The 24,489-nt window shown below is 68.2% G+C and carries 17 protein-coding genes; 15 read left to right on the top strand and 2 right to left on the bottom strand.

What is annotated here, in order from left to right; translation table 11 throughout:
* Window positions 1-122 precede the first annotated feature (122 nt).
* From AC5P9I_RS03710 to AC5P9I_RS03740, 7 genes are all read left to right on the top strand, one after another.
* Window positions 123-2,783: a DUF2339 domain-containing protein gene (locus AC5P9I_RS03710; RefSeq protein ID WP_088476315.1), complete on the top strand. Its 2,661-nt coding sequence runs from the start codon at window positions 123-125 to the stop codon at window positions 2,781-2,783.
* Window positions 2,780-4,156, top strand: coding sequence for a DUF3999 domain-containing protein (locus AC5P9I_RS03715; protein WP_088476316.1), 1,377 nt, complete (start codon window positions 2,780-2,782; stop codon window positions 4,154-4,156). Before AC5P9I_RS03710 ends, AC5P9I_RS03715 begins: the two co-directional genes overlap by 4 nt.
* Before the next feature lie 269 nt (window positions 4,157-4,425).
* Window positions 4,426-5,601: a phosphoglycerate kinase gene (locus tag AC5P9I_RS03720; protein ID WP_049465599.1), complete on the top strand. Its 1,176-nt coding sequence runs from the start codon at window positions 4,426-4,428 to the stop codon at window positions 5,599-5,601.
* Window positions 5,598-6,251, top strand: coding sequence for an HAD-IA family hydrolase (locus AC5P9I_RS03725; protein WP_049465596.1), 654 nt, complete (start codon window positions 5,598-5,600; stop codon window positions 6,249-6,251). Before AC5P9I_RS03720 ends, AC5P9I_RS03725 begins: the two co-directional genes overlap by 4 nt.
* Window positions 6,252-6,461: 210 nt before the next feature.
* Entirely contained in the window at window positions 6,462-7,928 is a 1,467-nt protein-coding gene (gene pyk, locus AC5P9I_RS03730; RefSeq protein WP_049465592.1) for a pyruvate kinase, read from the top strand.
* A 223-nt stretch (window positions 7,929-8,151) separates the two neighbouring features.
* On the top strand, window positions 8,152-9,156 hold the full coding sequence (locus tag AC5P9I_RS03735) for a class I fructose-bisphosphate aldolase (RefSeq protein ID WP_049465590.1): 1,005 nt from the start codon (window positions 8,152-8,154) through the stop codon (window positions 9,154-9,156).
* A gap of 129 nt (window positions 9,157-9,285) precedes the next feature.
* Complete coding sequence (locus AC5P9I_RS03740; RefSeq protein ID WP_187756803.1) at window positions 9,286-10,425, top strand: ABC transporter substrate-binding protein; 1,140 nt, start codon at window positions 9,286-9,288, stop codon at window positions 10,423-10,425.
* Between the two features lie 93 nt (window positions 10,426-10,518).
* Here the strand turns inward: AC5P9I_RS03740 and AC5P9I_RS03745 are convergent, their stop codons facing one another.
* Both AC5P9I_RS03745 and cysK read right to left on the bottom strand, forming a co-directional pair.
* Window positions 10,519-11,118, bottom strand: a complete 600-nt coding sequence (locus AC5P9I_RS03745; protein ID WP_049465584.1) for an O-acetyl-ADP-ribose deacetylase — start codon at window positions 11,116-11,118, stop codon at window positions 10,519-10,521.
* Window positions 11,119-11,329: 211 nt separating this feature from the next.
* Complete coding sequence (cysK, locus tag AC5P9I_RS03750; RefSeq protein WP_049465581.1) at window positions 11,330-12,289, bottom strand: cysteine synthase A; 960 nt, start codon at window positions 12,287-12,289, stop codon at window positions 11,330-11,332.
* Window positions 12,290-12,496: 207 nt separating this feature from the next.
* Here cysK and AC5P9I_RS03755 point away from each other — a divergent pair, with 207 nt between their 5' ends.
* The 8 genes from AC5P9I_RS03755 (at window position 12,497) to AC5P9I_RS03790 (ending at window position 24,405) form a co-directional block, all read left to right on the top strand.
* Window positions 12,497-13,480 carry a LysR family transcriptional regulator gene (locus AC5P9I_RS03755; protein WP_049465578.1) on the top strand — a complete coding sequence of 328 codons (984 nt, stop codon included), beginning with the start codon at window positions 12,497-12,499 and terminating at the stop codon, window positions 13,478-13,480.
* Window positions 13,481-14,175: 695 nt separating this feature from the next.
* Window positions 14,176-14,595 carry a DUF2946 domain-containing protein gene (locus tag AC5P9I_RS03760; RefSeq protein WP_049465995.1) on the top strand — a complete coding sequence of 140 codons (420 nt, stop codon included), beginning with the start codon at window positions 14,176-14,178 and terminating at the stop codon, window positions 14,593-14,595.
* Between the two features lie 70 nt (window positions 14,596-14,665).
* On the top strand, window positions 14,666-16,729 hold the full coding sequence (locus AC5P9I_RS03765) for a TonB-dependent copper receptor (RefSeq protein WP_187756802.1): 2,064 nt from the start codon (window positions 14,666-14,668) through the stop codon (window positions 16,727-16,729).
* Between the two features lie 301 nt (window positions 16,730-17,030).
* The gene (locus AC5P9I_RS03770) at window positions 17,031-18,137 is read left to right on the top strand and encodes an efflux RND transporter periplasmic adaptor subunit (RefSeq protein WP_064239089.1); all 1,107 of its coding nucleotides are present in this window, start codon (window positions 17,031-17,033) and stop codon (window positions 18,135-18,137) included.
* Window positions 18,134-21,259: an efflux RND transporter permease subunit gene (locus AC5P9I_RS03775; protein ID WP_187756801.1), complete on the top strand. Its 3,126-nt coding sequence runs from the start codon at window positions 18,134-18,136 to the stop codon at window positions 21,257-21,259. Before AC5P9I_RS03770 ends, AC5P9I_RS03775 begins: the two co-directional genes overlap by 4 nt.
* Entirely contained in the window at window positions 21,252-21,848 is a 597-nt protein-coding gene (locus AC5P9I_RS03780; protein ID WP_064239087.1) for a GNAT family N-acetyltransferase, read from the top strand. The genes AC5P9I_RS03775 and AC5P9I_RS03780 overlap by 8 nt, the downstream gene beginning before the upstream one ends.
* A 211-nt stretch (window positions 21,849-22,059) precedes the next feature.
* The gene (locus AC5P9I_RS03785) at window positions 22,060-23,571 is read left to right on the top strand and encodes an alanine/glycine:cation symporter family protein (protein WP_057494690.1); all 1,512 of its coding nucleotides are present in this window, start codon (window positions 22,060-22,062) and stop codon (window positions 23,569-23,571) included.
* Window positions 23,572-24,405, top strand: coding sequence for a TrmH family RNA methyltransferase (locus AC5P9I_RS03790; protein WP_164081927.1), 834 nt, complete (start codon window positions 23,572-23,574; stop codon window positions 24,403-24,405). It begins immediately after the preceding gene.
* Window positions 24,406-24,489: the final 84 nt, after the last annotated feature.

Consider the following 24,489-nt stretch of genomic DNA (forward strand, 5'->3'; position numbering starts at 1 on the left):
TGGCGCAGATCGCAGACGGACCCCGGCCTGGCCGGGGTTCGTCGTTCAGGGGGGCCGCCCTGTCGTAGCATGGAGCCGTCGACCGCCGCCGCTGGGGCGCGGGATCGCATTGGAAGCACGCAATGGAAGCACTGATAGCCCTGGTCGTACTGGTTCTTCTGGCCATCCCGCTGCTGCTGGTGGTGGCACTGGTGATGATTGCCGGCCTGCGCCGCCGCGTTGCCGCCCTGGAAGGCGCGCTGGCCGCGGGGCCTGCCACCGCCACGCCCGCCGCCGCGCCTGAACGGCCTGTGGCCACGCCCACCGCCAGTGCCGACCCCCCGTTCCTGCGGCCGGTCGCCGCTGCGGCGTCGCAACTCCCTCGGCCCCCGGTGCGCGAAGCAGCACCCGCCGACGCACCTGCACCACGCCCGGCTGCACCACCGCCGGTGCCGCCGGTGCCGGTGCAGCCGCCATTGCCTTCCGAACCGGCCCTGCCCAACGTCATCGAGCGCGGCATCGGTGCGGTCAAGCGCTGGTTCACCGAAGGCAACGTGCCGGTCAAGATCGGCATGCTGGTGCTGCTGGCCGGTGTCGCGGCGCTGCTGAAGTACGTCAGCGACCAGGGCTGGCTGGTGCTGCCGATCGAACTGCGCCTGGCCGGCATCACCGTGGCTGCGCTGGGCCTGCTGGCATTCGGCTGGCACCAGCGCGAACGCCGGCGCCTGTTTGCGCTGGCGCTGCAGGGCGGTGCCATCGGCGTGCTGCTGCTGACCATCTTTGCGGCCTTCAAGCGCTTCGACCTGATTCCGCCGGCCTTTGCCTTTGCCAGTTCGATCGCACTGGTAGCCGGGCTGTGCGTGCTGGCGGTGGTGCAGAACTCGCGCACGCTGGCCGTACTGGGCATCCTGGCCGGCTTCATGGCACCGCTGTGGCTGTCCACCGGCAGTGGCAACCACGTGGGGCTGTTCAGCTACTACGCCGTGCTCAACGCGGGCATCTTCGCCATTGCGTGGTTCCGCCCATGGCGCGCACTGAACCTGCTGGGCTTCGCCTTCACCTTCGGTATCGGCACCTTCTGGGGCGTGCTGCAGTACGTACCGGACAAGTTCAGCAGCACTGAGCCGTTCCTGCTGCTGTTCTTCGTGTTCTACCTGCTGATTCCGCTGCTGTACGCCCGCCGCCAGCCAGCCGGCCGGCGTGACCTGGTCGATGGCAGCCTGGTGTTCGGCACGCCGCTGGTCGCGTTCTCGCTGCAGGCGGGCATGCTGCACGCGCAACCGATGACCCTGGCACTGTGCGCGCTGGGCCTGGCCGCGATCTACGCGGTATTGGCCCGGGCGCTGATCGCACGCGCCTCCTATACCGTGCTGGCGCAGTCGCATGCCGTGCTTGCGGTGGGTTTCGCCACGCTGGCGGTACCGCTGGCATTGTCGGCGCGCGCCACCGGCGCGGTGTTCGCGTTGGAAGGTGCCGGTCTGGCCTGGCTGGGGCTGCGCCAGAAGCGCTGGCTGCCGCAGGTGTCCGGCGCCCTGTTGCAGATCGGCGCCGCGTTCGCTTTCGTTGCCGGCGGCGACCATTGGCATGAGGACCTGCGCTTCCTGATCAACCCGACCGCCATCGGCGCGCTGTTGCTGGCCCTGGCCGGCTTTGCGTCGGCGTGGAGCTACCAGCGCCGGCCGCGTCATGAGGTCGCACTGGTGTACTACCTGTGGGGCCTGCTGTGGTGGCTGGGCGGCCTGGCCCATGAGATCACCCGCTTCTTCCCGTACCGTACTGAAGTGGACGCGTTGCTGGTGCTGGCTGCGGTCACTGCCTGGCTGGCGGCCGAAGTGCAGCGTCGACAACCGGCGCGTGCGCTGGGCGTGACGGCGCTGGCCATGCTCGCGCTGGGCTTCCCGCTGGCCCTGATGCAGAGCGATGCACACCACCAGCCGTTCGCCGGCTATGGCGCGCTGGCCTGGGCGGTGTTCGCGGTGCTGGGCGTGCGCACCCTGCTGTGCCTGCGCCAGGGCGGCGATGCCGTGGCCCGCATCGCGCAGTTCCTGTGGTGGCTGCTGTGGCCGTCGCTGCTTTCGCTGCTGGCCCTGTGGGGCGGCGGCGAAGCCGATCTGGCACAGGGCTGGACGACCCTGCTGGTGACCATGCCGTGGCTGCTGATGGCGGCGCTGTCGCTGTGGCGCTGGAACGCGCTGCGCTGGCCGCTGGGCGAGGCATTCGACCGCGTGCGTGTGCCCCTGCAATGCGTGCTGTTCGGCCTGCTGTCGGTCGGTTGGTTGTTCGGCCAGCTGCTGCCGGGCGACGCCGCACCGCTGCTGTGGCTGCCGGTGCTGAATCCGGCCGAGATCGGCCAGTGGCTGAGCCTGTTGCTGCTGGCGCGCTGGCTGTACGGCGGCCAGGCACCGCAGGGGCTGCTGAAGATGCGCCTGCCGCTGCTGGCACTGGCGGCCTTCGTCGCGCTGACCAGCCTGGTGCTGCATGGCGTGCACCAGTGGGGTGGGCTGGCGTGGAGCGCGTCGATGATGCGCTTCAGCCTGGCCCAGACCAGCCTGACCGTGCTGTGGAGCGTGCTCGGCGTGATCGCGTGGGTGTGGGGCTCGCGGCGTGGCCAGCGCGTGTTGTGGATGGTCGGTGCGGTGCTGATGGGCGTGGTACTGGCCAAGCTGGTCCTTGTCGATCGCCAGCACCTGGGCAACCTGCTGGGTATTGCATCGTTCATTGCCTATGGTCTGCTGTGCACGGTCGTGGGTTATCTGGCACCGGCGCCGCCCAGTGCCGCGCCGTCCGTGGAGGAAAAACAATGAGGAAGTGGAGCAGGGCGCTGCTGCCGGCGATGTTCGGCATGCTGGCCGCCGTCGTGGTGCAGGCGGCTGATTACCGCACGCAGTATGCCGAGCAATGGCCGCTCACATTGTCTAGCGCGCAGTCCGGTGCCTACCGCATCGTGCTGGAGCCGGCGATCTACCGCCGCGCCGTGAGCGCCGACCTCAGCGACCTGCAGGTGTTCAACGCGGCCAGCCAGTTACTGCCGTCGGCACTGCTGGCGCCGGACCAGCCGCTGGCGCAGCCGCCGGTGCAGCGCGAGCTGCCGTGGTTCGCGTTGCCGCCGCTGGCCGATGCCCAGCGCAATGACCTGCAGCTGCTGACCGAGCGCGATACCGATGGCCGCGTGCGCCGGGTCGAAGCGCGGGTGGGGGGCGCGGCGGCAGCGAAGGGGCAGGGCGGCTGGCTGATTGACGCCAGCATGCTCGACCAGCAGCCGCTGGCGGCGCTGGTGCTGGACTGGGCCGACAGCGGCCAGCCGTTGCAGGCGCAGGTGCAGGTGGATGCCAGCGACGATCTGCAGCACTGGCGGCCGATCGGCCGCGACGTGCCGCTGGTGGACCTGCAGCGCGCCGGCAAGCGCCTGCTGCAGCGCCGCCTGCAGGTGGATGGGACCGCGCGCTATCTGCGTGTTCTGGCGCAGGGTGATTCGCAGCTGCCGACCCTGCGCGGCGTGCTGGCGGAGCTGCCGCCAGCGCCGGCGACGCTGCCGTGGGAATGGCTGTCGCTGGAGCCGACCACGAACGGCAAGGGCGAGTACACCTTCGAGATGGATGGCCGGTTCCCGGTGGCACGTGCCGATGTGGCCAGCACCGATAACAGCCTGGTGCAGTGGACGCTGTTCAGTCGCGATGACGAGGGTGCCGAGTGGCAGCGCCGCAGCGCGCCGTGGATCGCCTACCAGGTGCAGCAGGGCACGCAGGGCCAGCGCCAGCAGTCGGCGGCACAGCCGCTGGGCGGGGTGCACCGCGACCGCTACTGGAAGCTCGTGGCGAATCCGGCGGAAACTGCCACCGCCCCGACACTGCGGCTGGGCTACCAGCCGGAAGTGCTGGTGTTCCTGAGCCAGGGCGCGGCGCCTTACGCGCTGGCGGTGGGCAGCGCGACGGCGCGCCGCACCGACGCACCGATCGGCGTGCTGATCGAGGAACTGCGGCAGCGCAACGATCCATCGTGGCAGCCGACCCTGGCGCGACTGGAAGGCAGTCCGGAGCCGCTGGCGGGTGATGCGGCGCTGAAGCCGCAACGCGACTGGAAGTCGTGGTTGCTGTGGGCGTTGCTGGGCCTGGGCGTGGTGGTGGTGGGTGGCCTGGCGCTCAGCCTGCTTCGGCAGAAGCCGACGCCTTCGGCGTAGGGTCCGGCGACGGCGCAGCCCCTTGTGGGTGGGGGGCGTGTAAAGCAACAGCCGCGCTTGGCCGGGCGGGGTGGGTTTACGGCGTCCCCTGCCAGCCCACACCACCCCGGCCCATCCACGGCAACACGAAGCGCCAGCGCTTTGCTGTCGCTGTCGCTGTCGCTCTGCGCTTCTGCCTGCCGCAGGCATCGGCCCTGCCACCACCCGCAGCCGATACAATGCCCGTCTGCCGTACTCCGGCATCCCGTCCCCGAGCCAAAGAGTTGCCCATGTCCATCGTCCGCATGACCGACCTCGACCTCTCCGGCAAGCGCGTGCTGATCCGCCAGGATCTGAACGTGCCGATCGAGAATGGCCGCATCACCTCCGAACAGCGCATCACCGCTTCGCTGCCGACGCTCAAGCGCGCGCTGGAGCAGGGCGCGGCGGTGATGGTCACCTCGCACCTGGGGCGCCCGAAGGAAGGCGTGTGGAGCGAGGCCGACTCGCTGGCGCCGGTCGCGCAGCGGCTGTCCGCGCTGCTTGGCCGGGAGGTTCCGCTGGTGCGTGACTGGGTCGACGGTGTCGACGTGCAGCCGGGCCAGCTGGTGCTGCTGGAAAACTGCCGCATGAACGTCGGCGAGGGCAAGGACGATGAAGCCCTTTCGAAGAAGTATGCCGCCCTGTGCGATGTGTTCGTGATGGATGCCTTCGGCACCGCGCACCGCGCGCAGGCGTCCACCCACGGTGTCATCCGCTTCGCCCCGGTCGCTGCCGGCGGCCCGCTGCTGATGGCCGAGCTGGACGCGCTGGCGCAGGCGCTGGACGCACCGGCCAAGCCGCTGCTGGCCATCGTCGCGGGCAGCAAGGTCAGCACCAAGCTGGAGCTGCTGGCCAACCTGGTCGGCAAGGTCGACCAGCTGATCGTCGGTGGTGGCATTGCCAACACCTTCATTGCTGCGGCGGGCTACAACGTCGGCAAGTCGCTGTACGAGCCGGACCTGCTGGACACCGCGAAGAAGATCGTGGCCGACGCCAAGGCGCGTGGCGCCGACATCCCGCTGCCGGTCGACGTGGTCACCGCCAAGCAGTTCATGCCGGATGCCGTTGCCGAAGTGAAGGCGGTCGACGCCGTCGCCGAAGACGACCTGATCCTCGACATCGGCCCGCAGACTGCCGCGCAGTACGCGCAGCTGATCGACAAGGCCGGCACCGTGGTCTGGAACGGTCCGGTCGGTGTGTTCGAATTCGACGCCTTCAGCAAGGGCACCGAAGCGCTGGCCCGCGCCATCGCCGGCTCGAAGGCGTTCTCGATCGCCGGCGGCGGCGACACCCTGGCCGCAGTCGACAAGTTCGATATCGCCGGGCAGGTCAGCTACATCTCCACCGGCGGTGGCGCATTCCTGGAATTCCTGGAAGGCAAGACCCTGCCGGCGGTCGCCGCCCTCGACGCGCGCGGCGCATGAGTGCCGACCGCAACAGGGATGTGCTGTTCTTCGACCTCGACGGCACGCTGATCGATTCGCAGGTCGGCATCACCGCCTGCATCGCCTATGCGCTGCAGAAGATGGACCATCCGGTGCCGCCGCAGGAAACCCTGCTGGGCTGGATCGGTCCGTCGCTGCGCACCACCTTCACGCCGCTGTTCATCGAACCGGCGCGGGTGGAACAGGCGGTGGGCTACTACCGCGAGCGGTTCGACGTCGAAGGCTGGCGCGAACACACGGTGTACCCGCAGGTGGAAGACACGCTGCGCACGCTGCATGGCCGTGGCCACCGCCTGGCGGTGGTCACCGCCAAGAACGAGCCGCATGCGCGTCGCATCCTTGAGCACCTGCCGTTTGGCGGGCTGTTCGAGGAGATCATCGGTTCGACCCTGGATGGCTCGCGCAGCCACAAGCCGGAGCTGGTCGGGGAAGCTCTGCGCCGGTTGCAGGTGCAGCCCGCACAGTGCTGGATGATCGGCGACCGCCGCATGGACATCGAAGGCGCGCGTCACCATGGCCTGCGCAGCGTGGGTGTGCTGTGGGGCTTTGGCGGTGAGGCGGAACTCACTGCGGCCGGCGCTGGCCAGCTGGCACGCGAACCGGCGCAGCTGGAAACGCTGCTGGCCTAGCTTCCTGTAGCGCCGAGCCGAGGCCCGGCTGCTCCGGCGCATGCCCGGCCGGGCATGGGCTCGGCGCCACAGCACGCCCTGCGCCACCGTATGTCCGCATGATGTCCGTTCGATGACCCGCGGAGTCAGGCGGCACAAGGCTGTAACCGTATACATGCGGCGTGAAGGATGTGCTAATTTCCGTTCTTTAACGGGAGAGGCCCATCCACCATGTTCGAGCGTCAGCGTCGCACCAAGATCCTTGCCACCCTCGGTCCGGCCACTGACCCGCCGGGCGTGCTGGAGGATCTGTTCCGCGCCGGCGTCAACGTGGTGCGCCTCAATTTCAGCCATGGCGATCCGTCCGGCCAGGCCAAGCGCGCCGCCGAAGTGCGCGCCGCGTCGGCCCGGGTGGGCGTTGAAGTGGGCATCCTGGCCGACCTGCCGGGCCCGAAGATCCGCATCGAGCGCTTCGCCGAAGGCAAGGTGCAGCTGAAGGCGGGTGACCGCTTCGACCTGATCGCCAGCGAAAATGCCGGGCCCGGCAATGCCAGCCAGGTGGGCGTCAGCTACCTCGGCCTGCCGCAGGACGTGGGCCCGGGTGACGTCCTGCTGCTCGACGACGGCCTGATGCAGCTGCAGGTGGTGGAAGTGCAGGGCGACCGCATCGTCAACACCGTGCTCAACGACGGCGTGCTGTCCGACCGCAAGGGACTGAACAAGCAGGGCGGCGGCCTTTCGCTGGGTGCGCTGACCGAGCGCGACAAGGAACTGATCGGCATCGTCGCCAAGATCGGCGTCGACTTCATCGCCGTGTCGTTCTGCCGCAACGCACAGGACATGAACGACGCACGCGACATCGCGCGCTCGCACGGCTGTGACGCGGCGCTGGTGTCGAAGATCGAGCGCACCGAGGCGATCGAGAACCTGGAAGAAATCGTCGAGGCCAGCGATGTGGTGATGGTCGCCCGTGGCGACCTCGGTGTGGAAATCGGCGATGCCGAGCTGCCGGGCCTGCAGAAGAAGATCATCAAGGCCTCGCTGGCGCAGAACAAGGTGGTGATCACCGCCACGCAGATGCTGCAGTCGATGGTGGAAAGCCCGATCCCGACCCGCGCCGAAGTGCTGGACGTGGCCAACTCGGTCATCGACGGTACCGACGCGGTGATGCTGTCGGCCGAAACCGCCGCGGGTGCCTATCCGGTGAAGGCCGTGGAAGCGATGGCGCGCATCTGCCTGGGGGCCGAGCGCCAGTTCCAGACCGAGACCGACTTCAATGCCTCGCCGCGCAACCTGGAACGTGCCGACCAGGCCATCGCCATGGCCACCATGTTCCTGTCGCAGCACGTGGGCGTGCGCGCGATCGTGGCGATGACCGAATCCGGCGGCACCGCGCGTTACCTGTCGCGTTTCCGCGCCAAGGCGCCGGTGTTCGCGGTGACCCGCCACGATGGTGCGCGTCGCCAGATGGCGCTGATGCGCGATGTGTTCCCGATCAACTTCGACAGCCGCGGCCTGACCCCGCGCGAAGCGGCGCGCGGCAGCATCCGCCTGCTGGTCGAATCGGAACTGCTGCAGGCCGGTGACCGCGTCGTGTTCACCAGCGGCGAGCACATGGAAACCCACGGTGCCACCAATACCCTGCGCCTGCTGGAAGTGGGCGAGGACGGCCGCGCCATCGGCCTGGGCGACCTGTAAGCCCTGACGGTCGGGTCGGCGCTGCCGATCCGGGGTCAGAGCCCCTGCGGGGATCTGACCCCGCACTGGTCAGGGGTCAGATCCCGAAGGGGCTCTGACCCCATGCCGCAGGACATCCATTGTCCTGCGTAGACGTGGAAGCGTTTCCATCCTGTCCTCCACGGCGAGGCAACGGGCAGCAGGGCTATACTTACGTTTTTCCCGCACCCGCCACAGGAAATACATGAGCATCGAACAGCTGGCTGAAACCGCCCAGGCCATGGTCGCCCCGGGCAAGGGCATCATCGCGATCGACGAATCCACCGCTACCATCGCCAAGCGTTTCGCCGGCGTCGGTATCGAGAACACCGAGGAGAACCGTCGCGCCTACCGCGAGCTGCTGCTGACCACGCCGAAGCTCAACGAGCACATTTCCGGCGCCATCCTGTACGACGAAACCATCCGCCAGTCGACCAAGGACGGCGTGCCGTTCGCCAAGTACATGGCCGACCACGGCATGATTCCGGGCATCAAGGTGGACAAGGGTGCGCACCCGCTGGCCGGCTGCCCGGGCGAGCTGGTGACCGAAGGCCTGGACGGCCTGCGCGAGCGCCTGCAGGAGTACTACAAGCTGGGCGCGCGCTTTGCCAAGTGGCGTGCGGTGATCAACATCGGCGAGAGCATCCCGTCGGGTACCTGCATCGAGTCCAACGCCCATGCGCTGGCCCGTTATGCGGCCCTGTGCCAGGAATGCGGCCTGGTGCCGATGGTCGAGCCGGAAGTGATCATGGATGGCGACCATGACATCGAAACCTGCTACGAAGTGACCGAAGCCACCCTGCGTTCGCTGTTCGACGCCCTGTACCAGCAGAACGTGCTGCTGGAAGGCACCATCCTGAAGGCATCGATGGTCATCTCGGGCAAGGACTGCGAAGAGCAGGCCGATGTCGAGGAAGTGGCCGAGTCGACCGTGATGTGCCTGAAGAGCACCGTGCCGGCGATCCTGCCGGGCGTGGTGTTCCTGTCCGGCGGCCAGACCGACGAGCAGTCCACCGAACACCTGAACGCGATGAACCAGCTGGGCAACCTGCCGTGGCCGCTGAGCTTCTCCTACGGCCGCGCCATGCAGCAGGCCGCGCTGAAGCTGTGGGCCAAGGACATGAAGGGCAACTACGCCGCCGCCCAGAAGACCGTGTACGAGCGCGCCAAGGATAATGGCCTGGCCGCGCTGGGCAAGTGGAACGGTTGATCCGCCCGATCGCTGGATGAACAGGGCAACGCCGGCATCGCGCCGGCGTTTGCTTTTGCGGGTATCTTTTCCGCCCCCGTGTGCCCGGCCGGTACGCGGGAACCACATGGAAGGCCAAGGAGAAACAACATGCGTCTGGCAGCAATGACTCTGGCCGTTGCCACGGCCCTCGTCGCCGGCGGTTGCAACCGCATCGGCGGCGGCGCGGATGCGGGCAAGGCCGCGTCCCTCGATTTCGACAAACCAGTGTCCGGCGAGATCACCTCGCGCAGCGGCATCAACTACAACGATGGCAGCCACCACCAGCTTTACCAGATCAAGCTGGAAGACCGGCAGCTGGTTGGACTGAAGCTGACCGGTTCGCTGAGTGGCTCGATCGCGGTATTCAGCAACGGCAGCCTGGTGGCCAGCAGTGCCACCGGTTACGAGCGCGCGGACGACGTCTCGCTGGCGTTCCGTGCCAACGGTGCCGGCACCTACCAGGTGGCGGTCAACGCCAACGGCTCGACCGATTACGGTCCGTACCGTCTGCGTGCCGAGAAGCTGGTGCCGTACGACGGCAAGCCGATCGCCGGCGCTGGCGAAATCGTCGACATGCTGGCCGGCGAAGCCCAGGAATACACCCTGCAGGTGGACAAGGCCGGCCTGTACGACATCCGCCTGGAGTCGGATGCGTTCGATCCGGTGCTGAAGCTGGAAGGGCCGGACGTGGATGCCGAGAACGATGATGGTGACGGCATCAACTCGCGCCTGAGCCTGTCTTTGAAGCCGGGCAAGTACACCCTGACGGCACGTGGCCTTGGCAGCGGCGTCAGCGGCATGTTCAAGCTGTCTGCCAAGCGCATCGAGCTGCCGGGCAACCTGGTTGAACGTGATGGCACGGCGCTGCCGAAGTCGGGCAGCGTGTACACGATGCTCGACAACGATGGCCGCCGCCGCTTCCTGCTGTCCCTGGACCGCCCGGCCGATGTCCGCCTGGATGCGATCTCCAGCCAGGTCGATACCGTGCTGCGCGTCGTTGGCGGCGACGTCGAGCTGACCGACGATGACGGCGGCAACGATACCAATGCGCGGCTGGAAGAAACCCTGCCGGCCGGTCACTACACCGTGGATGTGTCCAGCCTGAGCAATGGCGCGGGCCTGGTGGAAGTGCGCGTGCAGGTGGAGGGGGCCAGCGCGGATGGAGCTGCGGCTTCGGCGGCGCGTGCAGCGGCCGATGCTGCGGCCAGCGCCGATGATGCTACAGCCGTGGAAGCCGCCAGCCGTTGACGGTGATCCGTGCTCCGCGTGGATCAGCGCAACGCTGCAAAGGAAAAGGCCGGGCATTGCCCGGCCTTTTTTTCATGCGTTGCGTACCGGCGGTCAGTGCGCGGCGGCAAAGCCCGCATCGCCCAAGGGCGGCAGCATCGACCCGCGCGGTTCGCTGTCCGCGCCTTGCCCGGCGGCGTTCAGCGCCTGCTGGTAGGCCTTGGCGGTGGCGGTGTTGAACGCCACCAGCACGATCCGCATCGGTTGCGCGTGGCTGCGCTGCCAGGCCAGTGTTTCGGTCACTGCGATCTGCGCCGCCTGGTACAGCGGATAGCCATAGACACCGCAGCTGATCGCCGGGAACGCGATCGACTGCACGCCCAGCGACTCGGCCAGCTGCAGCGACTTCCAGTAGCAGTTGGCAAGCAACGCCGGTTCGTCGCGCTGGCCGTCATGCCAGACCGGGCCGACCGTGTGCAGTACATGGCGCGCCGGCAGCGCATGGGCACTGGTGGCGCGCACTTCGCCCGTCGGGCAACGCACGCCCGGGCGCAACTCCGGCAACTGCGCGCACTCGGCCAGCAAGGCTGGGCCGGCCGCGCGATGGATCGCGCCGTCGACACCGCCGCCACCGAGCAGTGTTTCGTTGGCCGCGTTGACGATCGCATCCACCGCCAGGGTCGTGATGTCACCCTGCCAAACCTCGATCTTCATGCGTCCGTCTCCTGCCTGTGAGGTGATCCGCGCAGCAGCTGCGCCGGCTGTTCCCACGGTAGGGGACAGGGCATCGATGCTGCGTCATGACCGTCTCACGCGCTGCGATCCGACGGCCTTCACGCACGATGGCGGGCGACGCCTTCACGCAGGCTGAAGCAGAACGGGGTCGGAGCCCTTTCCCTTCGGAAAAGGGATCCGACCCCGGGTGTCACGGCAGGCCGGCCAGCCAGTCGTCGTCGGAGCCTTCGTTGACATCGGCGAACAGCGGCGTTGAGAAGTAGCGTTCACCGGTATCCGGCAGCATCGCCAGGATCACCGCGCCCGGTTCTGCGCGGGCCGCCACGTCCAGTGCGCTGGCCACAGTGGCACCGGCAGAAATGCCGACGAAGATGCCTTCCTCGGCAGCCAGGCGGCGCGCGGTGGCGATCGCGCGGTCATCTTCGACCGACAGCAGTTCATCCACCACATCGCGATTGAGCACGTCCGGCACGAAGTCCGGGGTCCAGCCCTGGATCTTGTGCGGTTTCCAGTCATCGCCCTTGAGCAGGGCAGCGCCGGCCGGCTCGGTGGCGATGATGCGGGTCTGCGGGCGCGCCACCTTCAGGACCTCGCCTACGCCGGTGAGCGTACCGCCGGTGCCCCAGCCGCTGACGAAGTAGTCCAGCCGCTTGCCGGCGAAGTCGCGCAGGATTTCCGCAGCGGTGGTGTTGCGGTGATAGGCCGGGTTGGCCGGGTTGGCGAACTGGCTGGCCAGGAACCAGCCGTGCTGCTCGGCAAGCTCGCGCGCCTTGCGCACCATGCCGCTGCCGCGTTCGGCGGCCGGGGTCAGGATGACCTTGGCACCGTACGCGCGCATCAGCTTGCGGCGCTCCACCGAGAACGTCTCGACCATGGTGGCCACGAACTTATAGCCGCGCGCGGCGGCGACCATCGCCAGCGCCACGCCGGTGTTGCCCGAGGTGGCCTCCACGATCGTGTCGCCCGGCTTGAGCAGGCCACGTGCTTCGGCGTCGAGGATGATCGCCAGCGCCAGGCGGTCCTTGACCGAGCCGCCCGGATTGAACGATTCAACCTTGACGTAGACGCTGACCTGCGGCGGTGCCAGGCGCTGCAGCTTGACGATGGGGGTGTTGCCGACGGTATCGAGGATGGAGTCGTACAGGGCCATGGAAGCGCTCCGGAAACGGGGGCCACGCCGGGCTTCGGCGGGCGAAGGGGAGGGCTGGCTGTTCAGGCCAGCGGCTGCCGGCTGACCGTAGCGCCGGCATATGACGCCCGGAAATGACCAGATACCTTTCTTAAACAACCTTTGGTTATAAGCTGGTGACGGCAATTGACCCTAGAGTGGACCTCCGCCCCACGCCGCCTGCCTCCCATGACGCTGACCCAGCTGCGCTACCTGGTTGCCATCGCCGACGCCGAGCTGAACATCACGCTGGCCGCTTCGCGCGTGCACGCCACCCAGCCTGGCCTGTCCAAGCAGCTCAAGCAGCTGGAGGATGAGCTCGGGTTCCTGTTGTTCGTGCGCAAGGGCCGCAGCCTGGAGTCGGTCACCCCGGCCGGCACCGAGGTGATCGCCCGTGCCCGCGCGGTGCTGGCCGAGGCCAACAACATCCGCACCTACGCCGCCAACCAGCGCCGCGAGAGCCAGGGCCAGCTGATCCTGACCACCACCCACACCCAGGCGCGCTTCGTGCTGCCACCGGCGGTGGCGGCGATCAAGCAGGCCTACCCGCAGGTCAGCGTGCACCTGCAGCAGGCCGGTGAAGCCGACGCGCTGGACCGCTTGAACCAGGGGGATGCCGATATCGCGATCATCAGCACCGCTGGCGGCGAACCGACCGATGGCATCGCGGTTCCCTTGTTCCGCTGGCGGCGGCTGGTGGTGGTGCCCAAGGGCCACCCGCTGGACCGCGCCGGTCGCGCACCGGACCTGGCCGCGCTGGCGCGGCAGCCGTTGATCAGCTACGAGTCCTCGACCCGCCCGAATTCCTCGCTGCAACGCGCCTTCGCCGCCCATGGGCTGGTGCCCGACCTGGCACTGACCGCGCTCGATGCCGACCTGATCAAGACCTACGTGCGTACGGGCCTGGGCGTGGGCCTGCTGGCCGAGATGGCGGTCAGTTCCAACGATGAAGACCTGAAGGCCTGGCCGGCGCCGGCGCCGATTGCCGAGTGCATCGCCTGGGCAGTGCTGCCACGCGACCGCGTGCTGCGTGATTACGCGTTGGAGCTGGTGCACGTGCTGGCCCCGCAGATCGATCCGCGCGACCTGCGCAGGGTGCTGGACGGCAACCAGGCGGCCGCGTGGCCGCTGCCACCGACCTGGGAGTCGCTGACCCAGACCATCACGGTGTGAGGTGGGTCGAGCAGGGCTTGCAGCCCTGCACCTGCGGTAGTGCCGGCCGCTGGCAGGCAACAGCAACAGCAACAGCAGAAGCGTGTATTCCGTGGGATGGCGGGGCGGTGTGGGCAGGCAGGACACGCCGTAAACCCCGCTCCGCGGTCCGGCCCAGCCGCCGGCGGCTGCGCGTTCGGGCGCTTGCGAAGCAGTGCTTCGCAAGCAAAGCGCCCTCACCCATGGGGGCTCGATGGCGCCATCCATGGCGCCAACGGTCCTGCCTGCCCACACCGCCCCACCTCTGACAGGTTCCGGTGGCTGTTGGTAGGTGTCGACCTTGGTCGACACGGTAGATCCACGCCATGCGTGGACGCATTTCGATTCCAATTCGAAATATTCGATTCCGATGGAGACTCATCCACGCATGGCGTGGATCTACTGCAGATCGCAGAGATCTGTCGAAGGCGGGGTGGGTCCGGTTGCGGGAGTGTCCGCGGCATGGATGCCGCGGCCAAGCCCCCAAGGACGGGTTTACGGCGTCTCCCGCAACCGGACCCGCCCCGCCATCCCACAGGGAGCCCGCTTTTGCTTCGGCTGTTGCTGTTGCTGTTGCTCCAGCTCGCAGCAGGTGCAGGGCGCAGTCCTGCCGATAAACCCCGTCCTGCGACGGTTCGTCGCACGGGCAACCCTGGACCCGCCTCTACACTAGCGCGGTGACCCGCCTGTCCCGCCCGCAGCGTCTCCTGCTCCAGCTCGCCGTCCTGGCGACGCTGCTGATGGTGCTTGCGCCGCTGGTCAGCCGCGCGCTGCAGGCGCCATCGGTGGGCCACGCAGCGATGGCGGGCATGGACCACGCGCACATGCATCACGACGGCGCCGGATTGGGTCAGAGCCCTCTGCATGGGCAGAAGGATCCGACCCCACCGGCCGATCCCCACGCCATGCACGGCGACGCCTGCGAATACTGCGTGCTGGCCATGCGCCTGCTGCCCTGGCTGGCGGTGCTGGTGCTGCTCTTGCCGCTGCTGTGGCGGCCACGGCTGACGTTCGCGTGGACGCAACAGGTGCTGCCGGCGCTGCGCTGGCCGGCACACGCCGCGCGTGGACCACCGCGCCGCGCCATCGTCCGCTGATGTCCCATGAATCTGCCGCACGACGCCTGACCGGGCGCCGTGCGCGCGTGCGTACCTTGGAGCTGTTCCGATGAAAATGACTTCCCACCCTGCGGGCGCCTGCGCGCGCCTGCCGGTTGCCCTTGGCCTGGCCGTGGCTGCAACGCTGGCTCATGCTGCGCCCGCCGAAGAGGCGCGCACCCTCGACACGCTGGTGGTCACCGCCGCCGCACCGTCCTCGCCGTTGCACTGGGTGACCGACCCGCGCCTGCCACGGCAACCGGTGCCCGCCAGCGACGGCGCCGATTACCTGAAGACCGTTCCGGGCTTCTCCGCCATCCGCAACGGTGGCACCAACGGTGACCCGGTGCTGCGCGGCATGTTCGGTTCGCGCCTGAACATCCTCAGCAATGATGGCAACCTGATCGGTGCCTGCCCATCGCGGATGGACAATCCGCTGTCCTACATCGCGCCGGAGAGCTTCGACCGGCTCACCGTCATCAAGGGCCCGCAGAGCGTGCGCTGGGGCGCGGGTGCGTCGGCGGGCACCGTGCGTTTCGAGCGCGATACGCCGCGCTTCGAGGAGCCCGGCCTGCGCGCCGATGCCAGTGCGCTGGTCGGTTCGCGCAACCGCAACGACCAGGTGCTGAACCTGACCCTGGGCAACCCGACCGGCTATGTGCGCGCCAGCGGCAACCGATCCGAAGCCGATGACTACACGGACGGCCACGGTGAGGTGGTGCCGTCGAAGTGGCGCAAGTGGAATGGTGACGTGGCCATCGGCTGGACGCCGGATGCCGACACGCTGCTGGAAATCTCTGCCGGTGCCGGCGACGCCATCGCGCGGTACGCCGGGCGCGGCATGGACGGTGCCTCATTCGAACGCACCAGCTACGCCGCGCGCTTCGAGAAGCGCAACCTGCCGGGGGCGTGGGACACGGTGCAGGCCAACGTGTACTACAACGAGGCCGACCACGTGATGGACAACTACACGCTGCGCACCCCGAATCCGCACAGCATGATGCCGATGCCGATGGCGTCGAACGTGGATCGACGCACCCAGGGCGGCCGCGTCAGTTCCGAGTGGCGCTGGCAGGACGTGCAGCTGGTCGCCGGCGTGGATGGCGAAGACAGCCGGCACCGTGGTCGCATGGGCATGGGCCGCGGCACCTACCGCCAGGCCGCGTGGGAGACCGATGCCAGTTTTCGCCGCTATGGCGCATTCACCGAGTTGACGCTCGGCGCCGGTACCGGCCAGCGCTGGATCAGCGGCCTGCGCGTCGACCGTGCCAGCGTGCGCGACGCGCGGCAATCGATCCGCGGAATGATGGGGAACATGCCCAATCCGACCGCGGGCGAGCGTCGCAAGGCATGGCTTGGCAGTGGCTTCCTGCGCTACGAGCAGGACCTGGCCGATGGCCTGACCGCGTATGCCGGGCTCGGCCACAGTGAACGCATGCCCGACTACTGGGAGCTGTTCTCGCCCGACCACGGCCCGGCCGGTGCGGTGAACGCGTTTGCCGGCATCCAGCCCGAGCGGACCACCCAGCTCGACGTCGGCCTGCAGTACAAGGGACCACGCGTGCAGGCCTGGGTCTCGGCCTACGCCGGGCAGATCCAGGACTACATCCTGTTCACCTACCACGGCAGCGGCATGATGGGCATGAGCCAGGCCAGCAATGTCGACGCGCGTATCGCCGGTGCCGAGGCTGGCCTGGAAGTGAGCCTGGCCCAGCAGTGGACACTGGGCGGCACGCTGGCCTATGCGTGGGGCGAGAACCGCGATCAGCAGCGTCCGCTGCCGCAGATGCCGCCGCTGGAAGCACGCCTGAGTGCGAACTGGGAGGGCCAGCGCTGGAGCGCCGGTGCGCTGCTGCGTGCGGTGACCCACCAGCATCGTGTCGCAGTTGGCCAAGGCAACGTCGTCGCGCAGGACCTTGGACCGAGCGCGGGTTTCGCCACCTTCGCGCTCAATGCAGCCTATCGTTTCAGCTCGCAACTGCAGCTCAGTGCAGGCATCGACAACCTGTTCGACCGCGCCTACAGCGAACACCTGAACCTGGCCGGCAGTGCCGACTTCGGCTTCCCCGCCGACCCGGTACGCATCAATGAGCCGGGGCGCAGCCTGTGGATGAAGCTGAACTACCGGTACTGATGCTCCGGGCATGGCCCGCCGCCAGCGGTGCGTAAGCGGCAAAAAAAAGGGGCCGGATCCCCGCCAGGATCCGTCCCCACCCGACGCCCTCCGTCGGGCTGGTTCGACTCTACGACGGCCGCCGCCTCGATGGGGCGCGGGATACACCTCGACACACGCCGACATCGCAGCGGGCAGCCTTGCATGGAACGGGTTCAAGGCGCTATCGCAGCTGCGGTTCCACGCCGGTAAACGCTTGGCACATACCGCTTTCGCAGGCCCTTGCCTACACTCGGCGGCCGTGGATCAATCTGGACCGTTCATGTTGGCTCGTATCGCTTCGACCCTGGCCCTTGGCCTCAGCCTAGCCCTGGTGGCCGGGTGCGCAGGCAAACAGGAGGCCGCCGCACGTCGGCAGGGCGAAGCGGTGCCGGTCACGGCACAGGTCGTGCAGTCCCGGCAGTGGAACGACACCCTGCAGGCACTGGGCACGGCCAGGGCGCGTGAATCGATCAGCGTCACCGCCAAGGTCAGCGAAATCGTCGAGAAGGTGCATTTTGAAAGCGGCCAGCACGTGGCGGCCGGTGCGCCGATCGTCACCCTGCGCGGCCAGGCCCAGGAGGCCGCACTGGTGCAGGCGCAGGCCACCTTCCACGAGGCCGACCAGCTGTACAGGCGCCAGCGCGAGCTGGCCACCCAGCGGCTGGTGTCCAGCGCTACGCTGGATACCCAGAAATCGATCCGCGATGCCGCCGAAGCGCGCGTGGCGCAGATGCAGTCGGACATCGCCGACCGTCGCGTGCGTGCGCCGTTCGCCGGCGTGCTCGGCATCCGCCAGGTCAGCCCGGGCACGCTGCTGACGCCGACCACGGTGATCGCCACGCTCGATGACATCGAGCACATGCACGTTGATTTCCAAGTGCCGGAAGTGGAACTGGCCGCGCTCGGCGTCGGTGACAAGGTCAGCGCCACCAGCGTGGCATGGCCGGGCCGCACCTTCGAGGGCGAGGTCAGCACCATCGATGCGCGCATCGATCCGGCTACCCGCGCGGTGACCGTGCGTGCCGATTTCGCCAACGGCGACCATGCGCTGCGCCCGGGCATGCTGCTGGACGTGCGCCTGTTCCGCCCCGAGCGCCCGGCATTGGTGGTTCCGGAAATTGCGGTGGTGCAGGTCGGCCGCGATACCTTCGTGTACCGCATCAGGAGCGACAACAGCGTCGAGCGCGTGGATGTGGTCACTGGCGCGCGCCGTGCGGGCGTCGTCGAGATCAAGCAGGGCCTGGAGGCCGGCCAGCGCATCGTGGTCGACGGCACCGGCAAGCTGCGCCCGGGTCTGAAGGTCGCGGCCAAGGACGTCGCGCCAGCCCATGGCGGCGAGCCGGCTGATGCGCCGGCGCCGGTCGCGGCCGAGGGCCACGGCGGATGAAGCTGTCCGACATTTCCATCCAGCGCCCGGTGTTCGCCGTGGTGATGAGCCTGCTGCTGCTGGTGCTGGGCGTGATGTCCTTCACCCGCCTGACCCTGCGCGAACTGCCGGCCATCGACCCGCCGATCGTCTCGGTCTCGGTGGACTACACCGGCGCCTCGGCGGCGGTCATTGAAAGCCGCATCACCCAGGTGCTGGAAGATGCGCTGGCTGGCATCGAGGGCATCGATACGATCAACGCACGCAGCACCAACGGCCGCTCGCAGGTCAGCATCGAGTTCACCTCCAACCGCGATATCGAAGCGGCGGCCAACGATGTGCGCGACGCGGTCAGCCGCGTGGCCGACCGCATGCCGGAAGAAGCGAGGCCGCCGGAAATCGCCAAGGTCGAGAGCGATGCCGACCCGATCATCTGGTTCAACATGGTCTCTTCGACCATGGACACGCTGGAACTGAGCGATTACGCCGACCGCTACGTGGTCGATCGCTTCTCCAGCCTGGATGGCGTGGCCCAGGTCCGCATCGGCGGCCGCCAGCGCTATGCGATGCGCATCTGGCTGGACCGCGACCAGCTGGCCGCACGCGGCCTGACCACCGGTGACGTGGAAACCGCGCTGCGCAACGAGAACGTGGAGCTGCCGGCCGGCCGCATCGAGTCGACCGACCGCGATTTCACCCTGCGCGTGGAGCGCAACTACATCAAGCCCGAGGACTTCGCGACCATCCCGCTGGGCAAGGGCCGCGACGGCTACGTGGTGCGCATGGGCGACGTGGCGAAGATCGAGCTGGCCTCGGCCGAGCGCCGCGCGTACTACCGCAGCAACGGCGAGCCGGGCATCGGCCTGGGCATCGTCAAGACCTCCACCGCCAACGCGCTGGACGTGGCGCGCACCGCGCGCGCTGAAGCCGAGCGGGTGGCGCTGACCCTGCCCAAGGGCACGCAGATCTTCGTCGCCTTCGACAACACCACCTTCATCGAAGCGGCCGTGGACCGCGTCTACGCCACGCTGGTGGAAGCGATGATCCTGGTGCTGGCGGTGATCTGGCTGTTCCTCGGCAGTTTCCGCGCCGCGTTGATCCCGGCGGTGACGGTGCCGGTGTGCCTGGTCGCGGCGTTCATCGCGCTGTACGCGTTCGACTTCTCGATCAATCTGCTGACCCTGCTGGCACTGGTGCTGTGCATCGGCCTGGTGGTGGACGATGCGATCGTGGTGGTGGAGAACGTGCAGCGCCGCATCGACCTGGGCGAGCCACCGCTGGTGGCCTCCAAGCGCGGCACCGCGCAGGTCGCCTTCGCGGTGATCGCCACCACCGCGGTGCTGGTGGCGGTGTTCCTGCCGGTCGGCTTCCTGGAAGGCAACACCGGGCGCCTGTTCCGCGAGCTGGCGGTGGCACTGGCGGCGGCGGTGGCGTTGTCCGCGTTCGTTGCACTGACGCTGACGCCGATGATGGCCTCCAAGCTGCTCAAGCTGCACACCGGGCAGGCACCACGCGGGCTGCACGGCTTCATCAACCGCAACCTGGAACGCCTTGCCGGCGCCTATGGGCGGGTGCTCGATCACCATGTCGACCGCACCTGGATCTACCTGTTGGTGATGGTCGCCGCGCTGGCTGCCAGCTGGGGCCTGCTGAAGCTGCTGCCGTCGGAACTGGCGCCGGCCGAGGACCGCGGCTCGTTCCAGATCATGATCGACGGCCCGGAAGGCGCCGGCTACGACTACACCGTGCAGCAGGTGCAGCAGGTGGAAGCGTTGCTGGCGCCGCATGTGGGCCCGGACAAGCCGATCGTGCGCGCCAATCCGCGCGTGCCCGGCGGCTTCGGGGCCAGCGAAGAGATGCACACCGGCCGCGTCAGCATCTTCCTGCAGCCGTGGCGCCAGCGTAGCGAGGCCACGCCGGACGTGGCCAACGAACTGCAGAAGGAACTGGACACCATCCGCGGCGTGCGCGTGCGTACGCAGGTCGGCGGTGGCCTGGTGCGCAGCGGCGGGCAGCCGTTCCAGATCGTGCTGGGTGGCCCGGAATATGCCGAGATCGCGCAGTGGCGCGATCGCATCCTGCTGCGCATGGCCGACAACCCCGGGCTGGTCGGCCCGGACTCGGACTACAAGGAAACCCGGCCGCAGATGCGGGTGAACATCGATCGCCAGCGTGCGGCCGACCTTGGGGTGCCGGTGACCGCGATCGGTTCGGCGCTGGAAACCATGATGGGCTCGCGTCGCGTCACCACCTTCGTCGACAACGGCGAGGAGTACGACGTGCTGGTGCAGGCCGGCCGCGATGGCCGTGCCAGCCCGGCCGACCTGGCCGCGATCCGCGTGCGCGCCACCTCCGGTGAGCTGGTGCCGCTGTCCAACCTGGTCACGCTGAGTGAAGTGGCCGAGGCCGGCACGCTGAACCGCTTCAACCGCCTGCGCTCGATCACCATCAGTGCCGGCCTGGCGCCGGGCTATCCGCTGGGCGAGGCCATTGCCTGGGCACAGAACGTGGCCCAGGAAGAACTGCCGCAGTACGCGCAGGTGAACTGGAAGGGCGAATCGCGTGAGTACCAGAGCGCCGGCGGCGCTGTGCTGCTCACCTTCGCCATGGCCCTGCTGGTGGTCTACCTGGTGCTGGCCGCGCAGTTCGAGAGCTTCATCCATCCGCTGACCATCATGCTGACGGTGCCGCTGGGCGTGCTCGGCGCGCTGGTCGGGTTGTGGGTGAGTGGCGGCACGGTGAACCTGTTCAGCCAGATCGGCATCGTCATGCTGGTCGGCCTGGCTGCGAAGAACGGCATCCTCATCGTCGAATTCGCCAACCAGCTGCGTGACGACGGGCGCACGGTACGCGAGGCGATCATCGAATCGGCGATGGTGCGCCTGCGCCCGATCCTGATGACCTCGATCGCCACCGTGGTCGGCGCCATCCCGCTGGTGGTGGCCGGTGGCCCCGGTTCGGCCAGCCGTGGCACGATCGGCATCGTGATCATCTTCGGCGTGACCCTCTCGACGTTCCTGTCGCTGTTCGTGGTGCCGGCGTTCTACGCGCGGCTGGCCCCGTACACCCGTTCGCCGGAAGCGGTGAAGCGCGAGCTGGAGACGCAGGAAGCAGCGTCGCCGTCGGTGGGCGGCCATGCCTGACCGGCGCGCCGGCGGGGTCGGGCCAGGGGTCGGATCCCTTTCCGGAACGGAAAGGGCTCTGACCCCGCCACTCCAGGGTGAAGGTTTCCGACTGCGTCCCTGGCGCAATGAAGACCTGGAATCCCTGCTGCGCCACGCCAACGACGCCGAGGTGTCTCGCGGCCTGCGCGACCGCTTCCCGTACCCGTACACGCGCGCCGATGGCGAGGCCTTCCTTGAGGGCCGCGTATTGGCCCCCGGTACCCTGAACCTGGCCATCGAGATCGACGGCCAGGCCTGCGGCAGCGTCGGCGCCCAGCAGGGCGTGGCCGAGCGGGGGCACACCGCCGAACTGGGCTACTGGCTGGGCCAGGCGCATTGGGGCAAGGGCGTGATGACCCGTGTGGTCGGCCTGTTCGCACCGTGGGTGATGGACCAGCTGCGCCTGTTCAGGCTGCAGGCCACGGTGGTGGACTTCAACCTCGGCTCGGCGCGGGTGCTGGAAAAGAACGGCTTCCAGGAGGAGGGCGTGGAGCGCTGCGCCGTCTACAAGCGTGGCGTGCTGCACGACCTGCGCCGCTTCGCCCGGGTACGCACGCAGCTGCCGTGAACCCCCGGGGTCAGATCCCTTTTCGCCAGAAAAGGGCGCTGACCCCAACCCCTCAAACGGGCGAACCGGGGTCGGAGCCCTCGCGCGCTTCGCAAGGGATCCGACCCCTTGTCTTCTGGCGCTACCGCAGCGGCCTGCGATCAGGGAGAATCGACCGGTCCCCTCCAGCCGACGGGACGTCCTTACAACCCGCCGACTGGAGAGAGCGCGCGTGGAAGCAACCGTACACTTCATCAACAGCATCATCTGGAGCAAGGCACTGATCTTCGTGTGCCTGGGCGCCGGCCTGTTCTTCAGCCTGCGCACGCGCTTCATGCAGATCCGCGGCTTCTTCGAGATGTGCCGCCTCACCGTCAAGGGTGAGAAATCCGACGCCGGTGTGTCCTCGTTCCAAGCCCTGGCCATGTCGATGGCCGGCCGCATGGGTATCGGCAACATCGCCGGCGTGGCCACCGCTATCGCCTTCGGCGGCCCCGGTGCGATCTTCTGGATGTGGGTGATGGGCTTCCTCGGCGCGTCTACGTCGTATGTGGAATGCACCCTGGCGCAGATCTACAAGACCAAGGACGCCGAAGGCCGCTACCGCGGTGGCCCGGCGTACTACATCGAAAAGGCCATGGGCCTGAAGTGGTACGCGCTGGCCTTCGCCATCGCCACGATCATCGCTGCCGGCTTCCTGATGCCGGGCGTGCAGGCCAACGCCATCGCCGACAGCATCATCAACGCCTGCCGTGGCACCGCGCTGTGCGGTCCGCTCGATGGCCAGGCCTTCGGCATGGAATCGGTGCAGGCGCTGAAGCTGGGCATCGGCATCGTGGTGGCGCTGCTGCTGGGCGTGGTGATCTTCGGCGGCGTCAAGCGCATCGCCAACTTCGCCGAAGTGGTGGTGCCGTTCATGGCCGCCGGCTTCATCCTGATGGCCATCGTCATCATGATCATCAACTACGACCGCGTGCCGGAGATGTTCAACATCATCTTCAGCAGCGCCTTCGGCACCCACGCCGCGTTCGGCGCGATGATGGGCCTGGCGGTGGAGTGGGGCATCAAGCGCGGCATCTACGCCAACGAAGCCGGCCAGGGTTCGGGCCCGCATGCAGCGGCTGCCTCGGAAGTCTCGCACCCGGCCAAGCAGGGTTACGTGCAGGCCTTCGCCATCTACTTCGACACCATGATGGTGTGCACCGCCACCGCGTTCCTGATCCTGGCCAGCGGCACCTACAACGTCTACTCGCCTGCAGGCGCCAGCGCCCCGCCGATCTTCCAGGGCCTGGCCGGCATTCCCGAAGGCGCCGGTTACGCCCAGGCCGGCGTGGAAGCCGTGCTGCCGGGCTGGGGTTCGGCGTTCGTGTCCATCGCCATCTTCTTCTTCGCCTTCACCACCATCATGGCGTACTACTACATGGCAGAGACCAACCTCAGCTATGTGAACCACAACAAGAAGCGCCCGCTGACGGTGCTGGTGCTGCGCCTGGGCATCATCGGCATGGTGGTGTTCGGCGCATTCCACAATGCAACCCTGGCCTGGGCGCTGGGTGACATCGGCGTCGGCCTGATGGCCTGGCTGAACATCATTGCCATCCTCATCATCCAGAAGCCGGCGATGCTGGCCCTGCGTGACTACGAACGACAGAAGAAGCTCGGCCTGGATCCGGTGTTCGACCCTGATGCCCTGGGCATCAAGAACGCCGATTTCTGGCGCCAGCGCAAGCAGGAGAGTGTGTAAGTGAACAACCCTTGGAACAACCGCCGCCCGTCCGCCCGTCCGCCGCGCGCAACGCCGTTGCCGCGTCCGGAGGTGCCGGCCACGGGCGGTGGTGGGCGCGGTGGCAGCGACGAGCTGCGCCTGTACGGCCTCAATGCCGTGCTGGCCGCGTTCGAAGCGCGGCCGCAGGCGCTGCGCAAGCTGTACCTGCTGGAGGCGCGCATTCCGCGCCTGCAGCCGCTGCTGAAGTGGTGCGTGGCCAACCGCGTGGGGTATCGCGTGGTTGAAGACGGCGATCTGAACAAGCTTGCCGGCACCACCCACCACGAAGGCGTGGTGGCTGACGTGCTGCGCGCACCGGCACTGCCGCTGGCGCAGTGGCTGGAGCAGGTCGGTGACGGTCCGGCGCTGGCGTTGTGGCTGGATGGCGTGGGCAACCCGCACAACCTCGGCGCGATCCTGCGGTCGGCCGCGCACTTCGGTGCCAAGGCGCTGCTGCTGCCGGCCGGCAGCACGCTGGCGCTGTCCGGTGCCGCCGCGCGCGTGGCCGAGGGCGGTGCCGAGGCGGTGCCGCTGGTGCAGCTGCCGGAGACCGCTCAGGCGATGGCACAGCTGCGTGCCGCCGGTTTCGGCCTGGCCGCGACCCTGGTGGAGGGCGGTGACGACGTGTTCCGCACCGCGCTGCCGCAACGCCTGGTGTATGTGATGGGCGCCGAAGGCGAGGGCATGGACCGTGGCCTGGCGGGGGCGTGCGACCTGCAGGTCTCGATTCCCGGCAGCGGCGCAGTGGAGAGCCTGAACGTGGCCTCGGCCACGGCGGTGCTGCTGGCGCAGTGGGCCAGCCGCCGCAGCTGATCTGGTATCCCGGATCGGATCCCTCGCCGCGGGCGAGGGCTCCGACCCCTTCCAGGGTTCGTCATTGCGTCAAGCGCGCATGAC

The sequence above is a fragment of the Stenotrophomonas sp. YJH_SMC_29 genome, from assembly GCF_059371235.1.

Bases quoted from the DNA above. Each gene is read 5' to 3' on its own strand.
- AC5P9I_RS03710 (WP_088476315.1), top strand. From the start codon at position 123: ATGGAAGCACTGATAGCCCTGGTCGTACTGGTTCTTCTGGCCATCCCG.
- AC5P9I_RS03715 (WP_088476316.1), top strand. From the start codon at position 2,780: ATGAGGAAGTGGAGCAGGGCGCTGCTGCCGGCGATGTTCGGCATGCTG.
- AC5P9I_RS03720 (WP_049465599.1), top strand. From the start codon at position 4,426: ATGTCCATCGTCCGCATGACCGACCTCGACCTCTCCGGCAAGCGCGTG.
- AC5P9I_RS03725 (WP_049465596.1), top strand. From the start codon at position 5,598: ATGAGTGCCGACCGCAACAGGGATGTGCTGTTCTTCGACCTCGACGGC.
- pyk (WP_049465592.1), top strand. From the start codon at position 6,462: ATGTTCGAGCGTCAGCGTCGCACCAAGATCCTTGCCACCCTCGGTCCG.
- AC5P9I_RS03735 (WP_049465590.1), top strand. From the start codon at position 8,152: ATGAGCATCGAACAGCTGGCTGAAACCGCCCAGGCCATGGTCGCCCCG.
- AC5P9I_RS03740 (WP_187756803.1), top strand. From the start codon at position 9,286: ATGCGTCTGGCAGCAATGACTCTGGCCGTTGCCACGGCCCTCGTCGCC.
- AC5P9I_RS03745 (WP_049465584.1), bottom strand. From the start codon at position 11,118: ATGAAGATCGAGGTTTGGCAGGGTGACATCACGACCCTGGCGGTGGAT.
- cysK (WP_049465581.1), bottom strand. From the start codon at position 12,289: ATGGCCCTGTACGACTCCATCCTCGATACCGTCGGCAACACCCCCATC.
- AC5P9I_RS03755 (WP_049465578.1), top strand. From the start codon at position 12,497: ATGACGCTGACCCAGCTGCGCTACCTGGTTGCCATCGCCGACGCCGAG.
- AC5P9I_RS03765 (WP_187756802.1), top strand. From the start codon at position 14,666: ATGAAAATGACTTCCCACCCTGCGGGCGCCTGCGCGCGCCTGCCGGTT.
- AC5P9I_RS03770 (WP_064239089.1), top strand. From the start codon at position 17,031: ATGTTGGCTCGTATCGCTTCGACCCTGGCCCTTGGCCTCAGCCTAGCC.
- AC5P9I_RS03775 (WP_187756801.1), top strand. From the start codon at position 18,134: ATGAAGCTGTCCGACATTTCCATCCAGCGCCCGGTGTTCGCCGTGGTG.
- AC5P9I_RS03780 (WP_064239087.1), top strand. From the start codon at position 21,252: ATGCCTGACCGGCGCGCCGGCGGGGTCGGGCCAGGGGTCGGATCCCTT.